The sequence below is a fragment of the Spirillospora sp. NPDC047279 genome, assembly GCF_040643285.1.
Lineage (GTDB): Bacteria > Actinomycetota > Actinomycetes > Streptosporangiales > Streptosporangiaceae > Spirillospora.
Map to the genome: position 1 here is coordinate 165,100 of NZ_JBEYUA010000018.1, position 19,945 is coordinate 185,044.

The window sequence follows — 19,945 nt, forward strand, 5'->3', positions numbered from 1 at the left end:
GACTGTAACGGCACATTTGGGGTGATGGAGGCCATCTGATGGATGGCCGTGCTTTACCTGTTGTTCCCCGCCGCTTGGGTCGCCACAGAGGTAACGGCGGCTTGCCTTTCCGCAATTCCGGGCAGAGCAGCCTCGCCGAGGCGCGGCGGCGGGGCCGCGCCGCGTCGTGCGGGGGCATGGTGGCGTTGCGTCGGACCCATCTCATCTACGTGTTCGCGCTGGTCACGGCGCTCGGACTGCGCGCTCTGGCGGTCCTCGGATACCCGTCCGTCCTGTGGTTCGGCGACTCGGTCACCTATCTGCGCGACGCGCTCGATCTCGCCCCGTCCAAGCTGCGGCCGAGCGGCTATTCGGTCTTTCTCCGGTCCCTCGCCCCGCTGCACAGTTTTACCTTCGTGGTGATCGTCCAGCATCTGCTCGGCATCGCGACCGGGACCATGCTGTACGCCCTCGTCCGGCGCGCCTCCCTGGCCGCCTGGCCGGACCGCCCCTGGCGCGCCGCCCTCCTGGGCACCGCCGCCGCCGTGCCGATCCTGTTCGACGCGTACCAGATCGAGCTGGAGCACCTGCTCATGTCGGACGCGCTCTTCATCTGCCTGACCGTGGCCGCCGTCACCCTCCTCCTGTGGCGCCGCCGGCCCACCTGGTGGCTCGGCGCCCTCGCCGGGCTGGCCCTGGCCGCCGCCACCGTGACCCGGACGGTCGGCCTCCCGCTGATCTTCGTGTTCGTCCTCTACCTCCTGCTCCGCCGCGTGTCCTGGCGCACGATCGGCGCCACCGCGGCGGTCTTCACCCTCGGCGTGGCCGCCTACGCGGGCTGGTACAAGGCGGAGCACGGCGAGTACGCCCTCTCCAACACCACGGGCTTCTTCCTCTACGGCCGCACGGCCGCCTTCGCCGACTGCGACGTCATCCAGCCGCCGCCCGAGCTGGCCCGCATGTGCCGGGACTGGCGCACCTACGACACCGCCGTCGCCCCCGGCTACTCGGCCCTCTGGGGCCCCGACTCCCCGTTCAAGAAGATCCGCGGCGGCATCGCGGGCGACCGGGCCGACCGCCTGGGCACCCGCTTCGCCAAGCACGCCATCGCCGCCCAGCCCCTCGGCTACCTCCAGGCCGTCGCCCGCGACACCGCCCGCTCCTTCGCCTGGACCCGCAGCGCCTACCCCACCGTCCACACCGCCGCCGAGTACCGCTTCCCCAAGCGAGGCTGGCGCCTCTCCGGCGCCACCGCCCTCTCCGACCGCTACGGAGGTGCCACCGCCCGGCCCCGCGTCGTCGAGCCCGCCGCCGGCCTCATCCGCGCCTACCAGTCGTTCGCCTACCTCCCCGGCACCCTCCTGGCGGCCCTCCTCCTCGCCGCCCTGACCGGCCTGGTCAGGAACCGCCTGGGCGGCCCGGCCCTCCTCGCCTGGCTCACCGCCGCCACCCTCCTCCTGGTCCCACCCCTGATAGCCGACTTCGACTACCGCTACGTCCTCCCGGTCATCCCCTTCGCCGCCCTGGCAGCCCTCCTGGCCTTCATCCCGGAACAGAGGGCGAAGACCCAAAAAGTGATCTTCAGGTTCCGGGCACAAGAAGGCATCTGTAATACTTCGGGCGAAAACCTGAACAGAGTCTGAATCCTGTCCGGACCGGGGGTATTCGAAGGTGACCGCGCACGCGGAAGTGGCGCAGGTGTGGCCGCGCGACGGCCGCATCAAGATCGTCGGCGAGATCGTCGCCGCCGAGACGCCTTCGGACGTTTCCTGGCGGCTCCGGTTGTCCTCGCGTGAACGTCGCAAGATCAAGCCGCCCGCATGGCGGCGAGCCGCCCGCAAGATCACCTCCCTGGCCGGGCGTGAGGTTCCGCCGCCGCAGAGCGACTTCATGGTCCCTGTGACCGTGGACGGTGCCGGTTTCGAGGCGGACATCCCGCTGTCCGCGTTCGAGAGTTCCGATCCGCCGCTCTGGGAGCACTGGGACCTCTATCTGGTCGGCGCCGCCGACGGCGAGAGCGTCTCGCTCCGGCTCGGCAAGCACGACGACGACATGCCGGGGAAGAAGAGCATCGTCACGTTCCCCAAGCAGAACGTGGCCACGCGCTCTCCCCTGTCCGTCCGCCCCTACTTCACCGACAACGACAACCTGTCGATCCGCTGCGGTCGCCAGGACCAGGTCTCCCCATGAAGATCATCTATGTGGTGCTGAACGCCTACGTTCTCGGTGGCACGATCCGCACCGTCTTCAACCAGGCGAACGCGCTGGTCGAGCGTGGTCACGACATCGAGATCGTCACCATGCACCGCCGGAAGACCGACACCGTCTTCCACCTGGACGAGCGGGTGAAGCTGGTGCCCCTCGCGGACTTCAGGCCGGGCGTCCCGCGCACCCCCTACGACCTGGAGAACGAGGACACCTCCTGGCACGAGCACTTCCCGGAGGGAGTCTCGCGAGAGGAGGAGTCCCGCCGCCGGGTCAGCGCCCTCATCAACTACCTGCGTGAGACGCACGACGGGATCATCGTCTCCACCCGGCCGACGATCAACCTGGTCGTCGCCCGCTACGCCGACCCTTCGCTGGTCCGGGTGCTCCAGGAACACTCGCATCTGTCGGCGCTCAAGGGCTTGTGGCGCGAGGCGGTCGACCGGGCCTACCCGTCCTTCGACGCCGCGGTCACCCTGACGGGCGACGACTACCAGGCCTACGAGGAGTCGTTCGGCGGCTCGTTCCGGATCGAGCGCATCCCCAACGCGCTGCACTCGCTGGACGTGCGCCGCTCGGACCAGTCGAGCAAGGTCGTGGTCGGGGCGGGGCGGCTCGACAAGAACAAGGGCTTCCGCCTCCTGATCGAGGCGTTCGAGAAGGTCATCGAGCGGCACCCGGACTGGACGCTGCGGATCATCGGCGATGGGCCCGAGGAAGGTGCTCTCCGCAAGCAGGTCCTCCAGCGGCACCTCTACAACCACGTCTACGTCATGGGCCCGTCCGACCGCCTCGACGAGGAGATGGCGAAGGCGTCGATCTTCGCGATGAGCTCCCGGTCGGAGGGCTTCGGCATGGTGCTCCTGGAGGCCCTCAACATCGGGCTTCCCGCGGTGAGCTTCGACTGCCCCGTCGGCCCCAGGGAGATCCTCACCGACGGTGTCGACGGTTTTCTCGTCCCCCTGGGTGATGTCTCCGCCCTCGCGGACGGAATCACCCGACTCATCGAGGACGAACTCCTGCGGAAAAAGCTGCAAGAAGCGGCTCTTCAGACCGCGCGGCGATACGGCCCCGAGAAAATCTGTGATCAGTGGGAAAAGCTCTTCACGGAATTGCTCGCCGAAAAAGCCTCTACGACCTCGTAATAGAGATATTGCGAACGAGGGAGCCTTGACGGTTGATCGCTGCCGTCAGATCCGTTGAACAGGTCTCGTGACCCGTTTCCCGTATATCCCGGCGCATGAGGCCGGTGAGGGGCGCGGCGCCGATCGAGCATTTCAGGTGCGCGCGCGGCGTAGTTGAGCTACCACCGGCCGAACTGAGGATGCCCTGCGGACTCCGAGGGGCGATGTTCGGTTGCCTGCGAGCTGTGGCCGGTGCAGGCCAGGTCGCGGCGAGCTGGGCCCAAGCCGTCGATCCGCCGATCGTGTACGTGCGGCGTGATGTTGCGCGGTGATCGAGCGTGACGATGTTCGGTATTCCTTGCCCTTAAAACGCGGGTCTTGACAAAAGAGGGAAAGCTTCTTCGTAAGAAGGCGCCAACTGACGCCGCCAAGAAAGCAAGGGTTTACCTGAATTCCTGTGATATAGATCACTTCTGGCGCCCGACGTGATGATCTTTTCAGGGAATCAAGTTGTCAGTACTTTGTGTCTGATTTTCCGACACTGATCGCTCGACATCTCCTTGAAGTGATGGAGATTGGTTTGCGCATGCCCGGCCTCTGGCCGATGTTGTTGCTGATTGTTACGTCGACTGTTTCGGCCCTGAGTTGACCACGTCCTCGCCCAGCGACGCACGGATGTGCTCTGCCCGCGAGCTACCGACCCCGACCGCCCGATACCGACTTCCGGCCAACCACCTGATCCCCTCGTCGGTCGGCGCGCCGCCCCGGCCGAACCGTCACCTAGGAGTTGTCAGTGACAGTGTTGTCTCGAAGCGTCACATCACGCGTGAGATCCGGCATGGCTTTGGGAGTCGGTGTCGCGTTGGCCATGGGGCTCGCCGTGGTGACGAGTCCCGCCGCCCGCGCCGACGTTCCGGCCGCGCCTTCCGCGGCGGGTCAGTTCTACAAGGCTCGGGTTCGGGTCGCGAGCGGCCTGGAGGTCGCCGCGGGGGCGACCGTGTCGGTTCAGGTGGCAGGGAAGGGGAGCATTCCCGCCTCCGGGGTCGCGTCGGTGGAGACCAACTTCGCGGTGCTCGGCGACGGCGGCAGCGGTCAGCTGGCCGTGTTCCCCTCCGACGCCGCAAAGCCGGACACCACGGCCACCCGGTTCCACGCCAGTCTGTGGACGCACAACCTGCTGTTCAGCAAGGTCGGCGCGGACGGCCACATCAAGATCGCAAACGGCGGGGCCGTGAAGGCCTTCGTGTACGCCGATGTCCAGGGTTACACCTTGAACGCCGCAGGCGCCTCCGCCGGGTCGACGTACCGGCCGGTTCAGCCGTCGAGGATCCAGCAGATCACTGTTCCCTCGAACGGTGAGGCCAAGGTGGCGCCTCTGGGCAAGGGAGGCATCCCGACCACCGGCGTCACCGACGTCGCGCTCACTGTGGGGGTGAAGACCTCGACGGCGGGGACGCTCCGGGTCTACACCTCGGGCTGGAGCCAGCCGACCGACACCAGCTTGAACTACGGTTCGGGGCTGTACCTGCAGAACAACGTGATCGGCAAGCTGGGCGCCGATGGGCAGCTGACCTTCTTCAACTCGGGCCCCTCGGCGATCACCTTCGATGTCGACGCGGTGGGCTACTACGCGGCTCCGACGGCCGCCGTCTCCAGCTCGACCATCCGGCCGGTGGTTCCGGCGCGGCTGCTGGCGGGTCTGCTCATGCCCGCGGGCGGCTCCTACGTGCTCGAGCCGCTGGGCAAGGGAGGCGTTCCCGCGTCCGGGGTGACGGGGATCGCCATCAACGCCACGACCGTCGGCGTCGGCACCGGCGCGGTGCGGGTCTACCCGTCGGGGACCACAGAGCCGGGCACGCACACGGTCTCCTACTTCGCCGGCAGCGCGTACAGCGGCGCCCAGCCGGTCAAACTCGGCACCGACGGCAAGGTGATCATCAAGAACACGGCGGCGGCCGAGGTCCGGGTGTGGGTCGATGTGTTCGCCTACTTCCAGAACCCGGCGACGGGGTGCTCGGCTGGGGCTGCTTCGGCGACGACCCCCGCGCCGGTGTCCTCCCGGCCTCTTCAGTCGAACACCCGGACGACCGTCGTCCAGCAGTCGCCGCTGCAGGGCGCCTCGCTGGGGCCCATCCACTACGCCTATACCGATGGTGCCGGTTATCTGCGGCACGGCTTCCAGACGGACCCGGGCAATTTCGGCAACATCCAGTACACATCGGTCCCGGGTGCCGAGGCCTACACCGGCCAGCCGGCATTGGCCGAGCAGGGTGATGGCCGTCTCCAGGTGATGGCGCACAACACCACCAGCAGTGTCTGGTCGGCGGTCCAGGCGAGCAAGAACCTGCCCGGCTGGGGCGCGTGGGTCGGCAACAGTGGGTCGTTGGCCTCGCACGCCTCGCTGGCTCGCCACGATGACACGCTGGTCGCCTTCGCGGTGGACGGCGCCGGGACACTGTGGGCGATGCCGCAGTTCGGCGCGAACGAGGGTTACCGCGAGTGGATCAACCTGGGTATGACCGGGCTGTCCAGCGCGACGACTCCGGTGGCGGTTCCGGTGCGCGAGGGGCTGCGGGTGTTCGCGCTGGACGCTACGGGCGTGTGGCGGACGGCGCTGTATTCGCGTGGTGTCCTGTCCGGCTGCGAGAGCCTCAGCGGGCCGGGTTTCTCCGGTCAGCCCTCGGTGGTGGTGTGGCCGGGCAGCAGGACGCAGATCTTCGTCCGTGGCACCGACGGAAAGATCCTGACCAAGAAGCAGGACGAGACCGGCGCCTTTCCTGCGAACTGGACGACGACCGGTGACTTCACCGCCATCGGCGACCCTGCCGCGCTGATCAGCCCGATCACCAGCACCGTCGAAGTCGTTGCCCGCGGCGCCGACCAGCTGGTGTACAGCACCGGAGAGTCGCCCCAGGGTTCTGGCCAGTGGCGCACCTGGGTGCCCAAGAGCTCCGAGAACGACTACCTTGCGGCCACTGATCCGACCGTCTTCTCCTACGTCGGTACCAACGGTCCGCGCTGGGCGTTCCTCTACCGGTCAGACACCGACGTGACCCGGATCTACGTCACCGAGGGGTCGGGGACATTGGCGCAAAGGTCGGCCGATGCCGGAGGGCAGGGGCCTGAGTTCACCGGGCACACGCTGCCGACGGCCCCTCCGGTCAAGGGCCGCTGATCCTGGTGACGCCGAGCTGATCATGTCCCGGTCAGGGGCGCGCGGACGGGCATTTCCCTCGCGGCCCCTGACCGGAACGGCTGGACCAAGGTTCCCCGTCGTCCGTGCCCCGTGCTTCCTGCCTTCCTGCTCGTTCCTTCCGTTCGACCACCCTTCCGGCTGTCTGGAGTGTGTGCATGTTTCGGCTCAACCGACGTGACATCGCTCGTAGGTGCTTCAGCAGGGGCGTTCCAGACGACCGTCCAGCGGGCGGCCGGATGAGAAGCACATGGCTGGTAGGCCGGCGGACCTCTGCGCTGTTGCGAGGGCTGGCCCTGGCGTTGACGCTGGTGCTGCTCAGTTCGGCGGACAACGGCGCGGCCGGTCCGGTGGCGGGGTGGTGGGCCCGGCTTCATCAGGAGGTTCGCACTCCTGGGCAGGCGTGGGGGTCGGCCAAGGATCGTGGTCAGACCGAGAGCGGCCGCGGCCGCAATGACCACAAGCCGCAGACGTTGCGCGCCCGGTACCCGCAGACGCAGCTGAAGCAGACCGCGCAGAAGCCCGCACAGAACGCGGTGGAGGTGGGCACCGCCCCGGCTGCGGAACCGGAGGTACGGGGGTTCGACCTTGCCAAGAGCCGGGAGTTGCCGGAGCGCCGGGACGCGCATACCCGGACGTTCGCCAACGCCGATGGCACCGAGTCGACGGAGGTGTCGCCGCGTCCGGTGAACTTCCGCCGCCCGGACGGGACATGGGCACCGATCGACACGCGGCTGGTCGCCGACGGGCCGGCCTCGCAGCGGACGTCGGCGTCCGCGCAGGGGTGGCGGAACACCGCTGACGCGGTGGACGTCAGGTTCGCGCCGAAGACGGGCGCGGGGCCGTTGGTGCGGGTCGGTTTGGGCGGCGGCCTCGAGGTCGGGTACGGGGCGCAGGGTGCCGTGGCACCGGGGAGCCCCGCCGGGGAGCGCGGGGTCACGTACAAGGGCGTCTGGCCGCAGTCGGATCTGAAGGTCGAGGCAGTGCCGGGCGGGGTGAAGGAGACCATCGTCCTGAAGTCGGCCAAGGCGCCTCGTACGTTCGTGTTCCCGCTGGCGCTCAAGGGTCTGACCGCCAAGGTCGCGGGCGATCATGTGGTGTTCGTCGACCAGGCGGGCCGGACGCGGGCGAGCATTCCGGCGGGCTTCATGTTCGACTCGGCCGCGACGCCTGCCACGTCGACGGGTGTGTCGTACAGCCTGGTGTCGGCGGGCGGGGTCCCGGCGCTGCGGGTGAGCGTGGACGCGGCATGGCTGGAGGACCCGGCGCGGAAGTTCCCGGTGATGGTGGACCCGACGGTGGCGACCGACAAGGCCGGCAACAGCGTGTCGGTGGGCGACGGCGGCACCACCGACGGCGGGCAGGCGTTGACGATCGGGTCCAGGTCGGCGGCGTACATGACCTTCTCGCCGCTGGTGGAGAGGCTGAGGTACCACCGGATCTTCGGCGCGTATCTGTGGATGCTCAACTACGAGGCCGCCACCTGCCGGGCGCGGCCGGTGACCGTGCACCCGGTGACCGAGCCGTGGGCGGGCAACACGACCTATCCGGGGCCGAGCGTCGGCAAGGCGCTCACGCGCAAGTCGTTCAGCCAGGGCTACATCGCGTTCGGGTCGAGTACGTCCAAGTGCCCGCCGAAGAAGGGGCAGCTGCTCGACCTGGGCAAGGGCGGACGCGACCTGATCCAGAAATGGGTGAACGACCCCTCGCAGAACTATGGACTGTCGGTGCGGGACGCCTCCGGCGACAGCAGCGGGTACAAGAAGTTCACCGGTCACGACACCGTCAACCCGCCGCGGTTGTACGTGACGCACAGCCCGTACAACGCCTCGTACGCGATCACCAACCCGATCCCGAATCCGCCGGTGACGCAGGCGCAGGCCGGCAAGATCAAGATGACGGTGACCAACACCGGCTCGGAGGCGTGGGCGCCTGGCGCCTACTACCTGGCCTACCGGGCGTACGACAACAAGGGAAAGCTGATCACCCAGCAGCGGTCGGCCAACCTCACCACGACGGTGGCCCGCGGCGCGAAGGTCAGGCTGGACGCCGAGATCAAACCGCTGCCGCCCGGCACCTACAAGCTCGACTTCACGATGGTGAAGACGGGCGGCAAGGTGTTCACCGACGAGTACGTGCCGCCGATCCGGCTGATCATCAAGATCATCGACATCGCGCCGGTGTTGCAGGAGCTGTATCCGTTCAACGGGTACCAGACGCCGACGCTGACGCCGCAGCTGTGGGCCAGGGCGGTGGACCTGGACGCGCCGCCGTCCTCGGCGTTGACCTACAAGTTCGAGGTGTGCGAGAAGGCCGCGGACGGATCGGCGGTCAACTGCTTCGACTCCGGGTTCGTGCCCACGCACGCCTGGACGGTCCCGGCCGGGCGACTGTCGTGGAGCAAGACGTATCTCTGGCGGGTGATCGTCAAGGACACCGGCAACGAGGTGCCGTCGCCGCGGGTGACGATGCAGACCTCGGTACCGCAGCCGGAGATCACCTCCCGCCTCGCCGAGGCCCAGGACCGCGGCTTCGACCCGATGGCGGGCAACTACACGACCTCGGCCGTCGACGCCGCGGTCGCCACGGTGGGACCCAGCCTGAGCTTGGAACGCACTTACAACAGCCTGGACCCGCGCAAGGATTCGCCGTTCGGCGCCGGCTGGTCCACCCAGTTCGACATGAAGATCACCGAGGACGACGACGGGTCGGGCAACGTGGTGGTCGGCTATCCGGACGGGCAGCAGATCCGCTTCGGCCGCAATCCCGACGGGACCTACGCGTCGCCACCAGGCCGCTATGCCACGTTCACGCTGGCGAACGGGGTCGGCAAGCTGGTCGACAAGACGGGCACGACGTTCGAGTTCACCAACCGGCGGCTGACCAAGATCTCCGATGCGGCCGGGCTCGCGCTCACCCTGACCTACGACACCTCCACCGGGAAGTTGTCCAAGGCCACCGGCGTCGGCGGCCGGCTGCTGAACTTCACCTGGTCGGGCGCCCACGTGGCGACCGTCTCGACGGCACCGGTCGACGGCAAGGTGCTGACCTGGAACTACACCTACGACGGCGACAAGCTCACCAGGGTCTGCGCTCCTGGCAACCGCTGCACCGGCTACGACTACTCGCCCGGCTCGCACTACCGCAGCGTGGTGACCGACAGCCGGCCCGAGTCGTACTGGCGGCTGGACGAGGAGGAGGGCGACTCGGCGTCCAGCCAGATCGCGGTCAACCTCGGCAAGGACGCCGGCACCTACAAGAACGTCACGTTGCAGGCGCCCGGTGTGGTCGCCGGGACCGGTAACACCGCCGCCACGTTCAACGGCACCTCGTCCCAGGTCGTCCTCCCGAACGGCACGGTGAAGAAGAGCCGGGACATGGCGGTCGAGATCTGGTTCAAGAACAACCCGACCGGGTCGGGCGGCCCCCTGCTCGGCTATCAGGACAAGGCCCTGGACGGGACGCCGACGGTGGGCGTACCGGTGCTGTTCACCGATACCGACGGCAGGCTGCGCGGCCAGTTCTACACAGGCGCCGCACGCGAGCCCATCGTCTCCACCGCGCCCGTGAACGACGGGCTGTGGCATCACGCGGTGTTGTCGGCGACAGGCTCCACGCAGACGTTGTATCTCGACGGCTCCCCGGTCGGCTCGCTGACGGCGGCGACGCCCGACCACCGGAACCTGACGTTCAACCAGATCGGCGCCGCCTACGCCACCGGCACCTGGCAGAAGTGGGGATCGACGCCGCGCCGGTTCTACAACGGCACCATCGACGAGGTCTCGCTCTACCAGCACCCGCTCGGCCCCCAGCAGGTCGCCGCGCACTTCCAGGCCGCCAAGACGGCCGCCGACCAGCTCACCACGGTCACCCTGCCGTCGGGCAAGGTCGCCTCCGAGGTCGTCTACGACACCGCCGCCGACCGGGCCACGGAGGTCACCGACGCCAACGGGGGAACGTGGAAGCTGGGCGCGCCGGTGGTCTACGGCGGCGATACGGATCTGCGGCGTGCCGTCGAGGTCCGCGACCCGGCCGATCGGTACTACCTGTACGAGCAGGACGCCATCACCGGCAACACCATCCGGGTCGGCATCCCGATGGGCAGGGAGACCCGCGACGAGGACCGGCCGGGCTGGTCGCCGTCCCCGCACCCGACACCGACCCCCACGACGACCTGTAGCAGCCCCGATCCCGGGGATCCGCAGTTCTGCACGACCCTGCCCGGCGCACCCGGCGAAGAGCCCGACTTCATCGGCCACACCGCCGACGGCATGGGCATCCGCACGTTCGACTACGACGACCGCGGATTCCCCACCCAGATCGTCAACGAGCACGGTGACGCGGTCCAGTTCACCTACGACGGCCGGGGCAACCTGACCAAGCGCACCACCTGCCGTACGAAGACCGGCCCCTGCCACAGCGTCTACTACACCTATCCCACGGTCACCAACCCGGCCGACCCGCGCAACGACCTGCCCACGGCCTACCGCGACGGCCGTTCCTCCGGGCCGACCGACGACCGGTACAAGACCAGCTACACCTACACCACGGCCGGGCACCTGCAGACCCAGACCAACCCCAGCGGCGGAGGGTCGGTCAGCTACACCTTCACCGACGGAACCGAGTCGGCGGTCGGCGGTGGGCTCACGCCCGCCTACCTGGTGGAGACGATGACCGACCAGCGAGGTTCGGTCACCCGTTACGCCTACACCAGCGCGGGCGACCTGGCCCAGGTCACCGATCCGCCTGGCAAGGTCGGCGAGACCGGTCTGGTCACCAAGTACACCTACGACGCCATCGGCCGCCGCAAGACGATCACCGAGATCTCCGACACCTTCCCGGCCGGAGTCACCACCGGTTACGGCTACGACGACTGGTCGAACCTGACCAGCGTCACCGGCCCGGCCACCACCAACGCCGTCACCGGCGCCCAGCAGCAACAGCGCGTCGACTCCAGCTTCGACGTCGACGGCAACCTCACCCGGACCCAGGTCAAGGACCAGATCGCCGGCGGTGACCCGCGCGTCGTCAGCTTCGACTACGACGACCGCAACCGGCTGGAGAAGACCACCGACGCGTACGGTCACGAGACCGGCTTCGGATACGACGTCTTCGGCAACCTGACCACGATGACCGACGCGGCCGACAACCGGTACGAGTACGCCTACACCGCGCGCAACATGCTCGCCGAGGTCCGGCTCCTTGACTTCGACGGCGACCCTGACGGCGCCCCGAGCACCGGCGACGACCTGATCCTTCAGACCTACGCCTACGACGAGGCGGGCCGGCTGCTACGCGAGACCGACGCCATGGGACGGCAGGTCTGGTACGACTACTACACCGACGACCTGCTCAAATCCACCACGCTCAAGGGCTTCCACAACCCGGACGGCACCACCCGGGATCTGGTCCTCTCCGCGATGGAGTACGACGGCGCGGGCAACCCGACCAAGGAGACCACCGGCAACGGTCTCAACGTCGTCCAGAACACCTACGACAACGTCGGCCGCCTCGCCACCACCGCCGGCGACCCCACGGGCATCAACCGCCGAGCCACCTTCACCTACAACAACGCGGGCGACGTCACCCAGGTGGCCCGCAGCGGCAATGTCTCCAACATCCCCTGGGCCACCTCGACGGCCGCCGAGACCGTCACCTACGGCTACGACCTTGCCGGGCGGACGACCCGCCAGACCGTCACCGACGCCGTCACCTCCCTGGTCACCACCTACGGCTACGACCAGCGTGACCTGCTCACCTCGGTCACCGATCCGCGCGGCAACGTCACCGGCGCCGACAAGGCCGCGTACACCACCAACTACGGCTACGACCAGCTCGGCCGCCAGACCACGGCGACCAGCCCGCCCGTCCAGGCCGAACAGAACGGCACCGCCCCGGCCACCGTCCGGCCCGGGACCGTCACCGGTTACAACGCCTTCGACGAGGCGACCGAGACCAAGGACGAACGCGGCAACACCACTCGCGCCGAGTACGACCTGCTCGGCCAGCTGGTGAAGCAGATCGCCCCCGGCTACACCCCGCCCGGCTCCACCACCCCCCTCACCCCCACCACGGTCACGCACTACGACCCGCTCGGCCGCGTCTCCAAGGTCGTCGACCCGCGCCAGAACGAGACCCGCTACAGCTACGACCGGCTCGGCCGCGTCCAGACTCGCGACGAGCCGTACACCAGCAACGACGAACGGGTCCAGTGGCGGTACACCTACACCCGCACAGGCCAGATCCTCTCGACCACCGACCCCAACGGCGCCCGCACCGAAGCCACGTACGACGACCTCGACCGCCCCGTCACCGCCACCCAGATCGAACGACGGCCCACCCCCGCCAGCTACACCTCCCGCTACGCCTACGACGACGCCGGGAACCTGCGGACCGCGACCAGCCCCCTGGGCGCGACCACCACCAACACCTACAACAAGCTCAACCAGCCCATCACCTCCCAAGACCCGGCCAACGTCACCGTCCAGTACGGCTACGACCGAGTGGGCCGCCAGATCCGGGCCAGTGACGGCGCGGGCCGCACCCAGAAGCAGTCCTACGACCTCCTCGGCCGACTCCGCGGGCTGTCCGACCTCAAGAACGACGGCACCGAACTGCGCCAGCGCACGTACAACTACGACCCCGCCGGAAACCTGACCGAGATCACCAACCCGCTCCAGCGCAAGACCACCCTCACCTACGACGCGCTCAACCGGCTGACCCGCCAGATCGAACCCGTCAGCGACACCGCGTCCATCACCACCACCTTCGGCTACGACGCCGCAGGAAACCGCACCCGCTTCACCGACGGCCGCAACAACGCCACCACCTACACCGTCAACAGCCTCGGCCTGCCCGAATCCACCATCGAGCCCAGCACCACCGCCCACCCCGACCCTGCCGACCGCACCTGGACCACCGGCTACGACGAAGCAGGCAACGCCACCAAGCTCACCGCACCCGGCGGCGTAGCCCGCACCCGCACCTTCGACCCGGCGGGCCGCCTCACCCACGAGACCGGCACCGGCCCCTCGGTCCAGAGCGCCAACCGGACGCTCGCCTACGATCCGGTCGGGCAGCTCACCAAGGCCAATGCCCCGTCCGGCACCAACGTCTACAGCTACGACGACCGCGGCGGTCTGCTCAAGGCGGAAGGCCCCTCCGGCAACGCCACCTGGGCGTACAACAACGACGGCCAGCCCACCGCCCGCACCGACGCAGCCGGCACCGCAACCTTCGGCTACAACAACGGCCGCCTCCAGACCGTGCAGGACGGCCTGACCGGCACGACCCAGACACTCGGCTACAACGCCGCCGGCCAGCCCCAGACCGTCGACTACGGCTCAGGCCGAGTCCGCACCTTCGGCTACGACGATCTCGGCCGCGTCAAGACCGACGACCTCAAGAGCGCCGGCAACGTCATCACCTCGACCACCTACGGCTACAACGACAACGACCAGACCACCAGCAAGTCCACCACCGGGACCGCCAGTCCCGGCAACGACACCTACGACTACGACCACGCCGGCCGCCTCACCGCCTGGACCCACAACGGCACCACCACCGGCTACGCCTGGGACGACGCCGGAAACCGCACCTCCGCGAACGGCGTCACCGCCACCTTCGACCAACGCAACCGCCGCCTCACCGACGGCGACACCACCTACACCTACACACCCCGCGGCAACCTCGCCACCGAAACAAAACCAGGCAACACCCAGACCTACAGCTTCGACGCCTTCGACCGCCTCACCACCTCCGGTCTCATCAGCTACACCTACGACGACCTGGACCGGCTCGCCACCCGAGGCGCCACCACCTTCACCTACAACGGCACGAGCAACGAACCCGTCAACGACGGCACCACCAACTACGCACGCGGCGCCGCCAACGAACTCCTCGCCACAGCCCAGGGCACCAACAAACGCATCCCCCTCACCGACAAACACGGCGACCTCACAGGGACTTTCAACCCCGACACGCCCCTCACCAGCCTCACCGACTCCACCACCTACGACCCCTTCGGCAAGCCCACCGCCACCACCGGCACCAAATCCGCCATCGGCTACCAAAGCGACTGGACCGACCCCGACACCGGCCACGTCAACATGGGCGCCCGCTGGTACAACCCCAGCACCGGCACCTTCAACACCCGCGACGACTGGACCCTCAGCCCCAGTCCCGCCTCCGCCAACGCCAACCGCTACGCATACGCCAATGCCAACCCCGTCGACAATTCGGATCCCACTGGCCATGCCTCCTGTCCGAACGGTGGAAGCAGCCCGGTAAGCCTGGGCGGCTGTCCAGGCTGGAACAACTTCTGTTACAACCCCCAATGGGGTTTCCATCCGTGCGGATATGAACCGTGCTACGCGCCCGCCTTCTATGCACCTAACGGGCTGGCAACCGTCGGAGGATGTCCGAGTGGCGACGATCTCCGCCCTGGCAGCGGCTCCGGCGGCCGAGGTGATTCAGGAGGCCGCGGCGGAGGGAGCAGTGGTGGCATCTCGCCAGAGGAGCAGGCACGGCGTGACCGAGAGAAGAAGCGAAGGAAAACCGAGGCTGCCAAGAACCGGCAGGAACGCCGAGCCCAGAAGAACCCGGTCGCACCACCCCCCAGCGCCAGCAAGCCGCACTACCCCAACCCCCGCGATCGCTTCCCCGGCGGCCCGAACAAGCCGGCTCCTGTCACCAACGGCACCAAGAACGTCGTCAAGGACACGAATCAACAGCTGAAAGACATGCGGCAGAAGGCCGTCAACGAGGCTGGCCCCATCACCCAGCCGATCTCCGTGGGCTCCATAGCCCAGCCTCAACCAATCCCAGGAGGAATGGCCGGATGCAACGCGGGAACCTGTGTCTCCGCCGGCGACGAGGTACCCGCGATCAGATGGCCTGGGCTACCAGGACTCCCCAACCCATCCGCAGACGCCTGGCAAAACCTCGCCGACCACTTCCAACGTGCGCTAAATAATCTCTGGAATCGATTCAAGTCTCTCGTCATCTTCACGTCGATTCCCTCGATAATTCTGTTCATCTGGCTTAAGAATCAAGGTGCACAGGAAGAATCGCCCACTCAGAAGATGGACAGCAAACAGCGAAGTCGTGAATCACACCAGCAGCTTTCCCCGGCGGAGGAGAAGGCGCTCGTAGACAAGAAAGAGGGAAGGCCTTATAATCAGAAGGACTATAATAGTGCGATGAGAAAGAAGCGGCACAATGAGAAGCAGGATGGAGATCGCAACATAGAAAAGCGAAATAGAAAGAAGAAATAGAGCGCTATGGGGGGTGATCTGCTTGACCGAGTCTGGAATTGTGGCTGAATCAGATTCTTGGTTCGCTGTTCGCTGTATCATTAAAGATGACAATGCGGGAACCTATGAAGAGCGCATCACTATCTGGCGGGCCGCGAGTTTCGATGAGGCCGTCATTTTGGCTGAGCGAGAAATTGACGAGTATACATCATCTTTGGATGGTGTCTTCTATGTGGGCCTGGCTCAGGCATTCCGGATGGAGGGTGTGCCTGATCAGGGAAGTGAAGTGTTTTCCCTGATCAGGGAAAGCGACCTGGAGCCGAATGAGTACCTATCCTCCTACTTTTCCACTGGCTCGGAGAAGCAGGGTACTATATCCTAGTTTATTTTAGTGGCTTGGTTTACTGGTAGAATCTGTTGCACATCTGATAGGTGTGGGGTGGGTGGGAGCACTTCCGGGATCACACTCTTGGAGGTGTGGCTTCGGGTGGGGAGTCTGGGGGAGTTGGTGTGTGAAGTGTGGGGCCGTTGCTATTGTTGGGGTTTGTGGAGCATCGGCTTAAGGTGACCGTGATCGTTCCGGTCTATAACTGTGTGGCGTCGTTGGGGCGGGCGTTGGAGTCGGTGTTCGAGCAGTCGCTGGGCATGGACGCGATCGAGATCGTGGCCGTCGACGACGGGTCGACCGATGGGAGCGGGGAGCTGCTCGATCGGATGGCGGCGGAGCGGCCAGGGATGACGGTCGTTCATCAGGAGAACTCCGGTGGGCCGGGGGCGCCGCGCAATGTGGGGCTTGAGCGGGCCTCGGGGGAGTACGTGTTCTTCCTTGACGCTGACGACTGGCTTGGGCCTGAGGCGCTGGAGCGGATGTGCGGGGTCGCGGACGCCAACGGGACCGACGTGGTGTTCGGCAAGTACGTCGGGGTCAACCGGGGGGTGCCGACGGCGATCTTCGCCAAGAACATCGCCTCCACGACGTTGGAGCGGACGCCGGGGTTGTACGGGACGCTCGCGGTGATGAAGCTGTTCCGGGCCGAGCCGTTGCGGCGGCATGGAGTGCGATTCGGGGAGGGGGTGCTGTCGGGGGAGGACGTGATCTTTTCCGCGCATGCCTTCCTGCACGCGGGGTCGTTCTCCGTGGTCGGCGACTACGACTGCTACTACTGGGTCGACCGCGAGGACGGCAGCAGTGTGATGCAGAACGGCGGGGCGCCCGCGGTCGAGTATTTCCCGCGGATGGCCGAACTGTTCGATGTGGTCGATCGGCACGTCGAGCCGGGGGCGTTGTACGACCGGTTGATCGCTCGGCACATCGAGTGGGACGTCTTGTTTCACCGGTTCCACCGGTTCTACCTGACGCAGGATGAGGGCGATCAGCGTGCCAACGAGGAGGCCGCGCGTGATCTGCTCAAGCGGTGGCTGACGCCTTCGGTGGCGGAGCTGCTGCCCGTTCACGCTCGGTTGATCGCGCACTGCGTGGGGACGGGTCTGCGCACCGAGCTTCGGGAGATCATCGAGTTCCAGTACGGCGGGGGACGGGCCGCCCCGACCGTGGTGGACGGCCGGATGTTCGCTCGCTATCCCCGCTTCCGGGATCCGGTCTCGGCCATCCCGGACTCCTGCTACGAGATCTCCGACCAGCGGCTGAACGTCCAGCGGAGGTTCTCCGAGATCGCCTGGCGGGACGGAGCGCTGGAGATCAGCGGACGGGCCGAGCTGGTGGGCATCGACGAACCGCAGGAAGTCACGCTGCTGTTGCGCGCCAAGGGGGCGGGGGACGAGGTGCGCGTCCCGGCCGTGGTGAGCGACCAGGGTTTCCGTGCCGAGATTCGCTTCGAGGAGGAGGCGCTTGGCGAGGGGGTCTGGGAGGTCCACGTTGAGGTTCGGGTGCGGGATTTTGCCGTGCTCCGGCGGCTGCTCGCCGCCGAGGCCGACACCGCGGTGCCTGAGCGGCGACTCGTCGTGTCGGGTTCTGTGGTCCAGGCCGCGGTCGAGCCCTCGTGGCTGACGCTGACCCTCCGGGTCACCGGCAAGGCGGCGGCGCTGCTGGAGGTCGACGAGGTCGGCTGGGGCGGGCGGGGTCGACTGCGGCTGCGCGGAGGCCTGGCCGCCGCGCTTCCCGCGGGCTGCCCGATCGAGGCATCGGCCGAGGTGGTCCACCGGGGCGATGGGCCCGTCAGGCACGGCTCCGCCGAGGGCACGTTCACCGGTGACCGGCTGGAGGTGTCGGCGGAGTTCGACCTGCGCGACTGTGCGGCCGGCACCTGGGACACGTGGCTGGAGATCACGGTGGACGGTGCGCGCTTTCGTGTCCGGCCACCTGTGTCAGAGCTGCCGGATGGGGCGCCGAGCGGGCTCCTCCGCAGGGCCGCGCCGTACGCCACCGACCGGGGCGCCCTGTCGGTCAAGATCACTGATTCGCCGGCCCGGCGGCGGGGGCGACGCCTGGCCGACCGTCTTCAGCGGCGTTCGTAAAGAGTCACCGTTCCGCCCTTGTACCGGTAGCGGGCGACGTTGCGCCAGTGGCGGACGTCGCGCGAGATCAGGGTGAACTTGGCCTTGTCGACAGGAATGTCGGAGACGAAGGACCGTCGCACGAACCAGACCCGCCTGACGGTGGACAGCCGGGTGGCCAGCTCAGCGGGCGAGACCTCCGTGCCGTCGATCGAGGCGGACGCGGCGCTCGTCTTGGCGAGGGCGATGTCGTTCAGGCCGCGGAAGGAGTCCGGGTAGCCGGTCATCAGCCTGCGGGAGCGCTGGTCGGTGAAGACGATCGCGTCACCGGGGCGCCGGTGCTCACCGAGGACGGCCGACAGGGCCCTGATGTCGTCGGCGCGGGAGTCGGGCTCCCGGATCTTCAGATGCTCGGGAACGGTGCCCAGGGTGAGCCCGAGCACGACCAGGACGGCGACCCAGACGGGAAGGCGGCGGAGCGCCAGGGCGGCCATCAGCGCGACCGCCGGGACGCAGAAGAGCACGTACCGGAACACGTAGTTCGGCACGATCAACGAGGAAGCCAGCAGGATCGCGGGCGGCAGGAGCACCCAGGCGGCGGCGGTCCAGCGCGGGTCGACAGGGCCGGTACGGGGGACCGGGCGGAGGAGCGCCAGCACCACCAGGGCCACCACAGGAACGATCAGCCATCCGCCGCCGGCCATCATCTCCAGCGTGAACCGGAGGGTGCCCCCGTCCGGCTTGGCGATCCACCCGACCTGGAGCTTCCGCTGCGAGAGGGCCTTCGGAAGCAGGGGCACGATGGCGAGGACGGCGAGCACGACGGCGATCAGCCAGCGACGGAACGTCCTCAGTGTGCGCTCGTGGGTGGTGGCGACCAGCACCGCGTGCGCGGGAATGATGAGCACGTAGAAGATCTGGAGCCAGCCGAGCAGGGCCACGGAGCCCGCGTAAGCCGCGAACCAGCGCCGATCGCCGCGTTCGGCGGCTCGGACCAGCAGGTATGTGGCGACCACCGCCACGGCCGTGGCGAGCGTGTACTGGCGAGCCTCCTGCGCGTACCGCGAGATGGCCGGCGCCACCGCCACCAGCAGCCCCGCGACCAGGCCCACCCGCCGGTCCGCGAGACGGGCGCCGATCATGGCGGTCACCGCGGCGGCCACCGCGGCCGCCAGGACGGACGGCGCCCGCATCGCGATCTCGTCCGAGCCGAACAGCCGTACCACCGGGTGCATGAGGAGGTAGTAGAGCCCGTGCACCGCGTCGATGTTGCCGAGGAGTTCGAGGATCTCGGAAGGCGATCGTCGCGCGACCGAGATCGTGGCGGTCTCGTCGCGCCAGAATGTCGGCTCGCTCAGTCGCCAGCCGGTGACCAGGAGAGCGACGACCGCAGGAATCAGTGGAACGAGCCAAGGCCACCGAGAGGACCCCGCCCGCGCCCGCGCCGCCTTGCGGTCGGCCAGAAAAGAGCCCGCGACCATATTCCCCCGCAGCCGATCGAACCAGGAGATCAGAGTTTATCCGCGGAATGCGGTAAAGCGACGAGGAAAGATCCTCTGGCGGGTTTCCCGGTAAACCTCGTATGAGTACGAGGCGTCTTGATTGAGCGGCCGGGTGTTGCGTCCGCCGTAGATATGCTGCACGTTATGGTCGCGCCGTCCGGCGCATGACGCCTGCATGGACTTTCTCGGAGCGGGTTTGAGCGACACTGCCACCGTGGTGGGGGCTGACAGAGA

The 19,945-nt window shown here is 67.6% G+C and carries 8 protein-coding genes; 7 read left to right on the forward strand and 1 reads right to left on the reverse strand.

Annotated elements, in window-relative coordinates; all coding sequences use genetic code 11:
• Positions 1-101: 101 nt before the first annotated feature.
• The 7 genes from ABZ810_RS37470 to ABZ810_RS37500 all read left to right on the forward strand — a co-directional run bounded on the left by ABZ810_RS37470 (position 102) and on the right by ABZ810_RS37500 (position 18,230).
• A complete protein-coding gene (locus tag ABZ810_RS37470; protein WP_358411464.1) occupies positions 102-1,622 on the forward strand; it encodes a hypothetical protein in 1,521 nt (506 codons plus the stop codon).
• Positions 1,623-1,650: 28 nt separating this feature from the next.
• Positions 1,651-2,169, forward strand: a complete 519-nt coding sequence (locus tag ABZ810_RS37475) for a hypothetical protein (RefSeq protein ID WP_358411466.1) — start codon at positions 1,651-1,653, stop codon at positions 2,167-2,169.
• Positions 2,166-3,329: a glycosyltransferase family 4 protein gene (locus ABZ810_RS37480; protein WP_358411468.1), complete on the forward strand. Its 1,164-nt coding sequence runs from the start codon at positions 2,166-2,168 to the stop codon at positions 3,327-3,329. Before ABZ810_RS37475 ends, ABZ810_RS37480 begins: the two co-directional genes overlap by 4 nt.
• Before the next feature lie 817 nt (positions 3,330-4,146).
• Entirely contained in the window at positions 4,147-6,483 is a 2,337-nt protein-coding gene (locus ABZ810_RS37485) for a hypothetical protein (protein WP_358411470.1), read from the forward strand.
• Between the two features lie 299 nt (positions 6,484-6,782).
• Positions 6,783-15,776, forward strand: a complete 8,994-nt coding sequence (locus ABZ810_RS37490; RefSeq protein ID WP_358411472.1) for a LamG-like jellyroll fold domain-containing protein — start codon at positions 6,783-6,785, stop codon at positions 15,774-15,776.
• A 22-nt stretch (positions 15,777-15,798) separates the two neighbouring features.
• Positions 15,799-16,137 (forward strand): hypothetical protein, encoded by a 339-nt coding sequence (locus tag ABZ810_RS37495; protein ID WP_358411474.1) that lies wholly within the window; start codon positions 15,799-15,801, stop codon positions 16,135-16,137.
• A 137-nt stretch (positions 16,138-16,274) separates the two neighbouring features.
• Positions 16,275-18,230: a glycosyltransferase family 2 protein gene (locus ABZ810_RS37500; protein ID WP_358411476.1), complete on the forward strand. Its 1,956-nt coding sequence runs from the start codon at positions 16,275-16,277 to the stop codon at positions 18,228-18,230.
• Here ABZ810_RS37500 and ABZ810_RS37505 read toward each other — a convergent pair.
• Positions 18,215-19,690: a glycosyltransferase family 39 protein gene (locus ABZ810_RS37505; protein ID WP_358411478.1), complete on the reverse strand. Its 1,476-nt coding sequence runs from the start codon at positions 19,688-19,690 to the stop codon at positions 18,215-18,217. The two genes, ABZ810_RS37500 and ABZ810_RS37505, sit on opposite strands and share 16 nt — an antisense overlap.
• Between the last annotated feature and the right edge of the window lie 255 nt (positions 19,691-19,945).